At 62.0% G+C, this 10,953-nt stretch carries 8 protein-coding genes and 1 pseudogene; 1 reads left to right on the top strand and 8 read right to left on the bottom strand.

What is annotated here, in order from left to right; all coding sequences use genetic code 11:
* Nucleotides 1-83: 83 nt before the first annotated feature.
* Entirely contained in the window at nucleotides 84-1,802 is a 1,719-nt protein-coding gene (aceK, locus tag J1D76_RS15930; RefSeq protein WP_421139200.1) for a bifunctional isocitrate dehydrogenase kinase/phosphatase, read from the bottom strand.
* A 157-nt stretch (nucleotides 1,803-1,959) separates the two neighbouring features.
* Here aceK and J1D76_RS15925 point away from each other — a divergent pair, with 157 nt between their 5' ends.
* Nucleotides 1,960-2,853 (top strand): DMT family transporter, encoded by an 894-nt coding sequence (locus tag J1D76_RS15925; protein WP_421139199.1) that lies wholly within the window; start codon nucleotides 1,960-1,962, stop codon nucleotides 2,851-2,853.
* A 135-nt stretch (nucleotides 2,854-2,988) separates the two neighbouring features.
* Here the strand turns inward: J1D76_RS15925 and J1D76_RS15920 are convergent, their stop codons facing one another.
* The 7 genes and pseudogenes from J1D76_RS15920 to J1D76_RS15890 form a co-directional block, all read right to left on the bottom strand.
* Entirely contained in the window at nucleotides 2,989-4,569 is a 1,581-nt protein-coding gene (locus J1D76_RS15920) for an aldehyde dehydrogenase (NADP(+)) (protein ID WP_421139198.1), read from the bottom strand.
* A 120-nt stretch (nucleotides 4,570-4,689) separates the two neighbouring features.
* Nucleotides 4,690-5,685, bottom strand: a complete 996-nt coding sequence (gene araD1, locus J1D76_RS15915; protein ID WP_421139197.1) for an AraD1 family protein — start codon at nucleotides 5,683-5,685, stop codon at nucleotides 4,690-4,692.
* 53 nt (nucleotides 5,686-5,738) lie between these two features.
* Nucleotides 5,739-6,914, bottom strand: coding sequence for an L-rhamnonate dehydratase (locus J1D76_RS15910; protein WP_421139196.1), 1,176 nt, complete (start codon nucleotides 6,912-6,914; stop codon nucleotides 5,739-5,741).
* Nucleotides 6,915-7,106: 192 nt separating this feature from the next.
* Nucleotides 7,107-7,310 (bottom strand): annotated as a pseudogene (locus tag J1D76_RS15905) (MFS transporter); the annotation flags it as partial.
* A 339-nt stretch (nucleotides 7,311-7,649) separates the two neighbouring features.
* Entirely contained in the window at nucleotides 7,650-8,654 is a 1,005-nt protein-coding gene (locus J1D76_RS15900) for a 4-hydroxythreonine-4-phosphate dehydrogenase PdxA (RefSeq protein ID WP_421139195.1), read from the bottom strand.
* A complete protein-coding gene (locus J1D76_RS15895) occupies nucleotides 8,651-9,610 on the bottom strand; it encodes an amidohydrolase family protein (RefSeq protein WP_421139194.1) in 960 nt (319 codons plus the stop codon). The genes J1D76_RS15900 and J1D76_RS15895 overlap by 4 nt, the downstream gene beginning before the upstream one ends.
* On the bottom strand, nucleotides 9,603-10,943 hold the full coding sequence (locus tag J1D76_RS15890; RefSeq protein ID WP_421139193.1) for an MFS transporter: 1,341 nt from the start codon (nucleotides 10,941-10,943) through the stop codon (nucleotides 9,603-9,605). Before J1D76_RS15890 ends, J1D76_RS15895 begins: the two co-directional genes overlap by 8 nt.
* Nucleotides 10,944-10,953: the final 10 nt, after the last annotated feature.

Below are 10,953 nucleotides of genomic sequence, written 5' to 3'. Positions count from 1 at the left end.
CTTGCCGGCGAAGGCCATCTTGAGCCTTGCATCGTCAGACCTGACGCCTTCGCCGGCAAGCCGGCTCCTACAGGGTGTGTTGGTTATTCGTTGTCCAGGCCCTTGCGCCGGTACGGGAACACATCGATCACCTTCCCCGCCCGAATCGCTTCTTGCAGGCTTTTCCAGTAGTCGGCGTTGTACAACTCGCCATGCAACTGGTCGAACAGCCGGCGCTGCCCCGAATCGGCAAACAGGAACGGCGGAAATTCTTCCGGGAACACGTCCAGCGGACCGATCGAATACCACGGCTCGGAGGCCATTTCGTCCTCGGGGGTGCGCGGTGCCGGGATGTGGCGGAAGTTGGCCTCGGTGAGGAAGCAGATCTCGTCGTAGTCGTAGAACACCACCCGGCCGTGACGGGTGACGCCGAAGTTCTTCAGCAGCATGTCGCCGGGAAAGATGTTGGCCGCCGCCAGTTGCTTGATCGCCAGACCGTAATCCTCAAGGGCTTCGTGTACCTGGGCGTCGTTGGCGTTTTCCAGGTACAGGTTCAGGGGTGTCATGCGGCGTTCGGTCCAGCAGTGGCGGATCAGCACCGTGTCACCTTCGACCGACACCGTGGACGGCGCCACTTCCAGCAATTCTTCCAGGCATGCCGGATCGAACTTGCCCAGCGGAAAACGGAAATCGGCGAACTCCTGGGTATCGGCCATGCGCCCGACGCGGTCGACGCTTTTCACCAGCCGGTACTTCTCGATCACCGTGGCGCGGTCGACGTTTTTCGACGGCGAGAAGCGGTCCTTGATGATTTTGAATACGGTGTTGAACCCCGGCAGGGTGAACACGCTCATGACCATGCCGCGCACGCCGGGGGCCATGATGAACTGGTCGTCGGTGTTGGCCAGGTGATTGATCAGTGCCCGGTAGAACTCGGACTTGCCGTGCTTGTAAAAGCCAATCGAGGTGTACAGCTCGGCAATGTGCTTGCCTGGCAGTATGCGCTTGAGGAATCCGATGAATTCGGCCGGCACCGGCACATCGACCATGAAATACGAGCGGGTGAACGAGAAGATGATCGACACGTCCGCCTCGTCGGTGATCAGCGCGTCGATCTGGATACCGCGACCTTCGAGGTGCAGCAGCGGAATCGCCAGCGGCCATTGTTCATCAGCGGTGTAAATGCGCCCGACCAGGTACGCGCCTTTGTTGCGGTACAGCACCGAGGAAAACAGCTCGACGCTCAGCTCCGGATCCTTGCAGACCCAGTCCGGCAGGTTCTCGCGCAGTTGCGCTTCGAGGCGGCGCAAGTCGCCGGGCAGGTCGGCGTAGTCCTCACTGAAGCGATAGTCGGCGAAGATGCTTGCCAGCATTACCGACAACTGGCCTTGCGGCTTGTAGGTGCGGGTTTGCGCGGCTCGGGCCCGGCGCAGGCTCGGCCGCGTGGTGTGGATGAACATGCAGCCGTCGCTGATCAGGTCATGGCTGAACAGCCCGCAGAAGATCGAGTTGTACCAGGTCTCGGACAATTCATCGTCAAAGCGCAGGTCGATCAGGCTGATGTAGGCGCTTTTGACCAGCGGCCAGCAACTGACGTCCAAGGTGCCAGCGTCAAATGCGGTGCGCAGGCGCTCCACGGTTTCACCGACCTTTTCTTCGTACAGGTTGATTCGCGCTGCCGACGCCGTTTGCGCCTCTTGCCAGCGGGCCTGTTCGAAGCGGGCCCGGGCGCCGTCGGTGATCTGGCGGAAATGCTCGCGGTAATCGTCAAAGCCATCGAGGATCAAGCGGGCGATGTCGGCGGCTGGCCATTGCTGCGGCATGGTGAGACCTCTGCGGGAATTTTGAAGGCTTGAGCTTAGCCAGTGAATCGGGTGCAGGAGAAGCGTAATTTTGCGGGCAAATTAAATGCCCGTTTTGCGGTTGCCATCGGCCGAGCGCTCGGCAACACTCTCGTCCCCATCAAGGAAGGAACGCGCTGTGAACCCCGTCGATACATTCCGTTTACTGTCACTGGCGGCCATTTGGGGTGCGAGTTTTCTGTTCATGCGCATCATCGCCCCGGTGATCGGCAGCATTCCTACGGCTTGCTTCCGAGTTTCCATCGCCGCTGCCGGGCTGCTGGTGATTCTCGGGCTGATGCGCATCAGTTGGGACTTCAAGGGCAAGCTCAAGACCGTGATGCTGCTCGGGGTGATCAACTCCGGCATCCCGGCGACCCTGTACTCCGTTGCCGCACAGGTGCTGCCTGCCGGTTATTCGTCGATTTTCAATGCCACGACCCCGTTGATGGGCGTGCTGATCGGCGGCCTGTTTTTCCATGAACGGCTCACGGGAGCCAAACTGGGCGGCGTGTTCCTCGGGCTGTTCGGCGTGGGCGTGCTGACGCGAGCGGGGCCGGTGGCGTTCGATCTGCAACTGCTGATGGGTGCCCTCGCCTGCCTGCTCGCGACCACGTGCTATGGGTTTGCGGGGTTTCTGGCGCGACGCTGGCTGGATCAGGCCGGTGGCCTTGATAGCCGCTTGTCGGCGTTGGGCAGCATGCTTGGCGCCACCTTGTTCCTGCTGCCGCTGTTCGGCTACAGCGTGATCAGCCAGCCACCCGCGAGCTGGGGCGGCTGGAGCGTGTGGCTGTCGTTGCTGGGGTTGGGGCTGGGCTGCACGGCGTTTGCCTACATCATTTACTTCCGTTTGCTGAGCTCGATCGGACCGGTGAAATCGATGACCACGACCTTCCTCATTCCGTTGTTCGGGGTGTTATGGGGAGGACTGTTCCTCGATGAGCCGTTGTCGATGGCGCATGTGTATGGCGGCGTATTGATTGCGGTGGCGTTGTGGTTGGTGTTGAAGCCGGTCAGGGCACTTGCCCGTTAGCGGTGGTGTTGCCGAAGACGCCTTCAGTGGCACGCCATCTCCTACACTATTTGAGTCGTACACAAAATTTGTACGCGACATCGAACCCTGTAGGAGCTGGCTTGCCAGCGAAAGCGACAGATCAGACACCCACAATCACAAAGCCGAAGCACTCACCTCTCCATCCACCAACCGCCGAATCCCCAGCGGATTGGCGTCCTGCAACGCCTCGGGCAACAACGCATCCGGGTAATTCTGGAAGCACACCGGCCGCAGGAAGCGATCGATCGCCAGGGTCCCCACCGACGTACCCCGCGAATCGGACGTCGCCGGATACGGCCCGCCATGCACCATCGCCTCACATACCTCGACACCGGTCGGATAGCCGTTGAACAAAATCCGCCCGACCTTCTCTTGCAGCAGCTCCGCCAGCCAGCGGTACTCTAGCAATTCGTCGGCCTCGCCAATCAACGTCGCGGTCAGTTGCCCACGCAAGCCCTGTAGTGCCGCCGCCAGTTGCGCCCGATCCGAGACCTCGATGACGATGGTGGTCGGACCGAAAACCTCTTCTTGCAGCAGCTCATCGCCCTCAAGCAACAGGCTGACATCGGCCTTGAACACCTGCGGTTGTGCCTGATTACCCTGCTGCGGGCGGCCCGCCAGGTGCGTCAATCCTGGATGTTCGTGCAGTTCAGCCAAGCCGTGGCTGTAACTGACCAGCGCACCCGCGTTGAGCATGGTTTGTGCACATTGCTGGTTCATGTGGGCGCAGAAGGTCTCAAGGAATGTACTGAACTGCGGCGACCGCACGCCAATCACCAACCCCGGATTGGTACAGAACTGACCACAACCCAAAGTCACTGAACCGGCCAATTGCGCGGCGATCTGCTCACCGCGCACCTTGAGGGCATCAGGCAGCAGGAACACCGGGTTGATGCTCGACATCTCGGCGAACACCGGGATCGGTTGTGGGCGCGTCGCAGCCATATGGCTCAGGGCGTTGCCGCCCTTGAGCGAACCGGTGAAGCCCACCGCCTGTATCGCCGGATGCTTGACCAGCCATTCGCCGACGCCACCGCCATAAATCATGTTGAACACTCCCGCCGGCATTTGTGTGCGTTGGGCGGCGCGCAGGATCGCGTCGGCCACCCATTCAGCGGTCGCCATGTGCCCGCTGTGGGCCTTGAACACCACCGGGCAACCGGCGGCCAGCGCGGACGCCGTATCACCGCCGGCGGTGGAAAACGCCAGCGGGAAGTTACTCGCGCCGAACACCGCCACGGGCCCCAGGGCAATGCGGTATTGACGCAGATCGGGACGCGGCAATGGCTGGCGAGCCGGCAATGCACGGTCGATGCGTGCCCCGTAGAAATCACCCCGGCGCAACACCTTGGCGAACAGCCGCAACTGGCCGCTGGTGCGTCCCCGTTCGCCTTGGATACGGCCGGCCGGCAGCGCGGTTTCGCGGCACACGGTGGCGACAAACTCATCGCCCAGGCCGTCGATTTCATCGGCAATGGCGTCGAGAAATTGCGCGCGCTTTTCTGCGCTCAGGCGGCGGTAGATCGGGTACGCCGCAGCCGCCGCGTTGGCCGCTGCATCCACTTCAGCTTCGCTCGCCTGATAGAAAACGCCGGGCAGCGGCTCACCGGTGGTCGCATCCAGGCTTTGCAGGCGCACAGTGCCGTTGGCACTGCGGCGACCGCCAATATAGTTGTGTCCCAGTATTGTGGTCATGTGGGGTTCCTTGATCGATTGCAGACCTGTAGGAGCCGGCTTGCCGGCGAAGGCGATGCACCGCCAAACATCAACCTCGCCCGCGAAATCGCTTTCGCCGGCAAGCCGGCGCCTACAGGGTCAGAGTGTGCGCACCTGTCCGATGGCCAGCGGCTGGGCACTCTCGCCGATGCCATTGACCAACGGCGCGCCGAACTCGTCGAGGCTGATCTGGAAGCGATCCCCCGGCTGGGTTTTCACCCCGTCGGCAAACGACAGCGTGGCGGTGCCGAAGTAATGCACGTGGACATCACCGGGACGCAAAAACTGCGCGTACTTGAAGTGATGAAATTCCAGATTGGCCAGGCTGTGGCACATGTTGTCCTCGCCACTGAGGAACTCCTTTTCCCAGATCGTTTCACCGTTGCGCTTGATGCGGCTGGTGCCGACCAGGTGCCTGGGCAATTCACCGACGCGCAGTTCCGGGCCAAAGGAGCAGCAGCGCAGTTTGGAATGGGCGAGGTACAGGTAATTACGCCGCTCCATCACGTGGTCAGAGAACTCGTTGCCCAGGGCGAAACCAATGCGATACGGCTGGCCGTCATCACCGATCACATACAGGCCAGTCAGCTCCGGCTCTTCACCGGCGTCCTCGGCGAACGGCGGCACCGGGAAATCCGCACCGGGGCGCACAACGATGCTGCCGTCGCCCTTGTAGAACCACTCCGGTTGCGCACCGACCTGCCCCGCCACCGGTTTACCGCCCTGCACGCCCCACTTGAACATGCGCATGGTGTCGGTCATGCCGGCTTCCACTTCGCCGTCGTGCTGGTGCATCTTGTCCCGGGTGTCCGCGCTGCCCAGGTGCGTCAGGCCGGTGCCGCTGATCAGGCAATGGGCCGGGTCTTCATGATCCAGTGGCGGCAAGACTTTGTGCTGCTGCAACAACGTCGCGTAATCCGGGCCGGGCTCGCTGCCGCGCAGCAAGACTTCTTCCTGCAGGCTGTGCTGGGCGCGAATCGCAGCCAGGGCCAGTTCACGGGTGTTGCGGGCATCGTGCAACACCTGGACCTGAGCGCCCACAACCACGCCGACCTGGCGTTGCCCATCAGCGTTTTCAAATTGAATCAGGCGCATGTCGGCCCTCCGAAAAGTCGTGGTGGGCGCCGCCCGCAAGCGGCGCCGGACGGTTACTCGATGATGTTGAATTCGCTCAGGTACTCATCGGAGATTTCCAGGCCCAGGCCCGGCGTGTGGTCGTCGAGCTGGATAAAGCCGTTGACCGGTTGCGGCTCGCCCTTGAACACGTAGTAGAAGAGTTCGTTGCCGACTTCGACGTCGAACACCGGGAAGAACTCGGCCATCGGCGAGGCGGTGGTGGACATCGTCAGGTGGTAGTTGTGCATCTGCCCGGCGTGCGGGATCACCGGCACCGACCAGGCTTCGGCCATGGCGTTGATCTTGCGTGCGGCGGTGATGCCGCCAACACGGTTGGTGTCGTACTGGATTACGTCGACGGCGCGGCGTTCGAGCAGGTCCTTGAAGCCATAGGAGGTGAACTCGTGCTCGCCGCCGGAAATCGGCATGATCCCCATCTTCTTGAGCTCGATGTAGGCTTCGATGTCATCGGCGATCACCGGTTCTTCGAGCCAGCGCGGCTCGAACTCCGCCAGTTTCGGCAACATGCGGCGGGCGTATTCGAGGGTCCAGCCCATGTAGCATTCGAGCATGATGTCGACGTCCGGGCCGGCCAACTCACGCAGCGCACGCACCTGTTCGATGTTGCGGCGCATGCCCGCCGGGCCGTCTTTGGGGCCGTAGCCGAAGCGCATTTTCAGCGCATTGAAACCCTGGCTCAGGTAGCCCTGCGCTTCTTCGAGGAACAGGTCGAGGTTGTCGTTGGCGTAGAGCTTGGAGGCGTAGGTCCAGATCTTTTCCTTGGTACGGCCGCCCAACAGTTTGAATACGGGCTTGTTCACCGCCTTGCCCATGATGTCCCAGATCGCGATGTCGATCGCCGAGATCGCTGCCATGCCAATGCCCTTACGGCCCCAGGCGTGGCTCTGGCGGTACATCTTCTGCCAGATGTATTCGTTGTCGAACGGGTCTTCGCCAATGGCGATCGGTGCCAGGTAAGTGTCGATGATTTCCTTGGCCACACGGGGTGCCAGGGCGCAGTTACCGATGCCGACGAGGCCGGTGTCAGTCTCGACTTCCACCACCAGCCAGCCGTGGAAACGGAACGAGCCCATGGCATCGCCACGCTCGAACAGGATGTCGCTGGCGTTGGTGCAGAAGTGCGCCTGGGGTGGAACGACTTTGCCTTTCCACTCGAAAACGCGGGTACGGATCGCTTTAATTTTCATGAATACAGTTCCTTGCTAACGCTTGGGTAGTGATCAGCCAACCTGAGCCGGTGTGAGCTGCGAGGGGGATTTGGGGGTGTGGGTGGTGTGAAATCGGGACAGCAACAGCGCACCGAGAAGGCCGGCGATGCGGGTCGGCAGGTAGAACACCACACCGTAAACACTCCTCTGAATGCTGAAATACGCCAGGCAGTAGCCGATGAAGAAGAAGCTCGCGCCAAAGGCGAACGCCGCGTCGCCGAGCCCGGTGTCGGCCAGCAAAGCAGCTTTGGCGAAGCCGACGTTGGAGCGGTCGATGAAGGCTAGGATGTACATCAGGATCAGAAACGGCAGCAGACGCAGCCGGCTTTGTGAGATGGCACTGGACAAAGCCAGGGCGGAATCTGGACGGGTCATGGATAAGTTCCTTTGCTGCCGGTGTGTGCCTTGCGGAAGTGACAAGGCGGGCTTTTTGTAGTTGTCATTCGCCTGATCGCAGCGGTCTGTTGGAGCGTTTGCGGTCATTCGATGGAGCGACTTTAGCCAGCGCAAAGGGTGGCGGATAATCACTTATGCGTATCCGGCGATAACTTGGGGTGATAGCAAAAAGCAGATATTGGGTGGATAGAGTTATCGGGCACACACAAAACAAATGTGGGAGTGAGCCTGCTCGCGATAGCGGTCATTCAGCCACTGCAAAAGTGTCTGTCAGGCCGTCATCGCGAGCAGGTTCGCTCCCACAGGGGCTGCGTCGTGTCAGTTGTTACGGGTACCCATCCGGCAAGCAATTTCGAAGGCCTGGCGGATCGCGCCGACGTTGGCCTTGCCCTGCCCGGCGATATCGAATGCCGTGCCGTGGGCCGGGGTGGTGATCGGGATCGGCAAGCCGCCCTGCACCGTCACGCCGCGGGAGAACCCCATCAGCTTGATCGCGATCTGCCCTTGGTCGTGATACATGGTCACCACCGCGTCGAAGGCGCTGGCGTCGCCCTGGACCTTGAGGAAAATCGTATCGGCCGGATAAGGTCCGTCCGCTGCGATCCCCAATGCCTGGGCCGAACGAACCGCCGGGCCAATGATGTCCAGTTCTTCACGACCGAACGAGCCGTTGTCGCCGTTGTGCGGGTTGAGTCCGCACACGCCGATCCGCGGTTTCTCCAGGCCATTGCGCTTGAGCGCGGTGTCGATCAGCTGGATCGCTTCCACCACCCGTTTCTCGCTGAGCAGGCCGGGCACATCCTTCAGCGCCACGTGGGACGTCACCCGCGACGTCCACAGGTTATCGAGCACATTGAATTCACAGAACGGCCCGTGGAAATCCAGCAGCTCGGCGAACCAGTGCAGCTCATCGCTGTGGGCCATGCCGGCCATGTGCAGCGAGGTCTTGTTCAACGGGCCGAACAGCACCGCATCGGTGGTGCCGGCCTCAGTCAGGCGCAGGGCTTTTTCCAGGGTGTCGAGGCTGTAGCGGCCGCCGATGACGCTGGCCTCGCTGCGCGGAAATTCGCCGACGGTGTCGCCCCGAAAGTCATAGAACAGCGGCGTGTCATCGACGAAAGCCAGGTGCTCCAGCGACTCGACGCGACGATAGGGAAACTCCATCCCGGCGATGCGCATGCCACGGCGCATTTGCGCTTCGTCGGCGATCAGGATCACGTTGGCCTGACGACGCACCTCGGGTTCGCCCAACAAACGGGCAATCAGTTCCGGGCCAATGCCTGCCGGGTCGCCAAGGACTATCGCGATGGTGGATTTGTTCATGCTTCACTCCTCAAGGGTTCAGGCTGCGCCCGGTCGATGGCGCAAGGCTCGCAGCGATAGACCCGCTGCGCGTTGCTGTAGAAAAGTCGCTCCTGATCGGCCATGGGCAGATCGGCGACGATGGATTTGAAACCGCTGTAGATGTCGTCGAACGAGCCACACAAGCTGTCGACAGGAAAGTTGCTGGCGAACATCGCCCGCTGGCTGCCGAACATCGCGATCACTTCACGCACGATCCAGGCGTTGTCCTTGGCGCGCCAGCGCTGGCCGCCTTGCCCCAGGCCGGAAATCTTCACCTGCACGTTCGGCCATTGCGCCAGTCGCGCCATAGCCAGGCGCCAGCCGGCGAGGCCTTCGGCACTGCGGTCATTGGGCAAGCCAGCATGGTTGAGAATCAGCGTGATGTTGGGAAAGTCCCGCGCCAGCCGTTCGGCTTCGTGCAGGTTCCACCACGGTGTCTGCAAATCGAAATGCAGGCCCAGCCCTTCGAGCGCGGCGTAACTGCGGCGCCAATGTTCGTCGCTCATCAAGCTGCGCAGGTGCCCGACTTGCGCCGGCGCGGTCGGCCCGCCAGGTTTGTGCCGCACGCTGCGCACATGCTTGAAGCGCCCCTGTTCGGTGAGCACATCGATGGCGTCCGGGTGATCGAGCCAGGCTTGCGCCACGACTGCATTCGGCACGCCATAGCGGGCGGCCAGTTGCTCGATGAAACGGGTTTCGCCAATCGGGTCCTGCGGGTTCCACTCCGTCTCGACGTACACCGTTTGCACTACCCGATGCTCACCGGCGTCGGCAAAGTAATCCTCAGGAAAATAACGGCGCTTGATTGCACCGTAATCACCGTAGCGAAATGGAATATTGGCCTCGGGCGCGAGCCAGGGGTGATCATTGACGCTCGGGTCCCAGAAGTGATGATGGGCGTCGATGATCGGGCCGTCCCACAACACCTTAGTCATGACGCACCTCATCCAGGCTGATGAACAACGTCGCCAGCACAAACACTGCCGAACACACGGCGAAGAAGCCGAGCACCGGGGCAAAGCCGCCGGCGGCTTGCAGGATCACACCGACCAGAATCGGTACCGCAATGCCGCCGGTGCTGCCGGCCATGTTCATCACGCCGCCGATCAAACCGACCCGCGCCGGCGCCGCCAGCAATGCCGGGAAGCTCCAGTAGAGGCTGCCCCACATCAGGAAAAACGCGGTCATGGCCAACAACGCCACCGCCGCAAAAGGATTGCTCAGGGTCGGCAGCAACAGGAACGCGCCGAGGGCCACCAGGCCGGAAAACGCCAGCAGGCTCTTGACCGCCACACCGCGACTCACGCCTTTGCGGATCAAGCCATCGCAGAGAAAACCACCGGTCAACGAGCCGAGTGCGCCGCAGATGAAGATCACAAAAGTCGCCGCGCCGATGCCCTTGATATCAAAGCCCCGGGCCTGGGCCAGGTAACTTGGCCCCCAGGTCAGCAACCCGAAATAAACCATCGCCCAACTCGCCCGGCCCACCAGCAAACCGCTGAGGGAACGGGCTGCGATGCCCAAGCCTTTGACCGGCATCCGCGCCGCTTCGGCGACCGGGGTTGCACGGCCGATGTTGATCTTCTGCAACTCCGCGTCATTGACCTGCGGGTGGCTGGCCGGGTCATCGCGCAGGTAACGCCGCGCCAGCCACGCCAACACCAAGGTGGCGACACCGGCGATCACGAACGCCAGGCGCCAGGAGTCCAGCGAGGCAATCAGGTAGGCGATGATCAACCCGCCCAAGGCCACGCCCAACGGGCTGCCGCTGTCCATCAACACCGCGCCGCGACTGCGCTCGCTCGGTGCCAGCCACAGGGAAATCAGCTTGCCGCCCGACGGGAACAGCGGTGCTTCGGCGGCGCCCAACGCGACCCGGGCGAACAACAATGACAGGCCGCCCGTGGCAAACGCCGCCAGCACTTGAAACACGCCCCACAGTCCGGTAGACCAGCCGATTACCCGATGCGGGCCGAAGCGGTCGATCAACCAGCCGCCGGGAATCTGTAACAGCGCATAGGCCCAGAAGAAGCTGCTGAGGATCAGCCCTTGCAGGCTTGGCGACAGGGAGAATTCATGGGCGATGGTGGGCATCGCAATGGACAACGACACCCGGTCGATCAGGTTGACCATGGTCAGCGCGAAGATGATCGCGAAGATCCGCCAGCGCACGCTGCTGGCCTTGGTCGTGGCGACCTGCGCGGGTGCTGCGACCTGGGGCGCGAGGATGTCGCCGGCCAGGTTCAGGGATGCACTGGAACGAGCCATGGTGCGTACC

The organism is Pseudomonas sp. NFX15 (assembly GCF_049132105.1).
Lineage (GTDB): Bacteria > Pseudomonadota > Gammaproteobacteria > Pseudomonadales > Pseudomonadaceae > Aquipseudomonas.
This window is presented reverse-complemented; position numbering and strand designations above follow the sequence as displayed.

What these genes read in the sequence shown, in the direction of transcription:
- aceK (WP_421139200.1), bottom strand. Translation starts at nt 1,802, where the DNA reads ATGCCGCAGCAATGGCCAGCCGCCGACATCGCCCGCTTGATCCTCGAT.
- J1D76_RS15895 (WP_421139194.1), bottom strand. Translation starts at nt 9,610, where the DNA reads ATGACTAAGGTGTTGTGGGACGGCCCGATCATCGACGCCCATCATCAC.
- J1D76_RS15890 (WP_421139193.1), bottom strand. Translation starts at nt 10,943, where the DNA reads ATGGCTCGTTCCAGTGCATCCCTGAACCTGGCCGGCGACATCCTCGCG.
- J1D76_RS15910 (WP_421139196.1), bottom strand. Translation starts at nt 6,914, where the DNA reads ATGAAAATTAAAGCGATCCGTACCCGCGTTTTCGAGTGGAAAGGCAAA.
- araD1 (WP_421139197.1), bottom strand. Translation starts at nt 5,685, where the DNA reads ATGCGCCTGATTCAATTTGAAAACGCTGATGGGCAACGCCAGGTCGGC.
- J1D76_RS15900 (WP_421139195.1), bottom strand. Translation starts at nt 8,654, where the DNA reads ATGAACAAATCCACCATCGCGATAGTCCTTGGCGACCCGGCAGGCATT.
- J1D76_RS15920 (WP_421139198.1), bottom strand. Translation starts at nt 4,569, where the DNA reads ATGACCACAATACTGGGACACAACTATATTGGCGGTCGCCGCAGTGCC.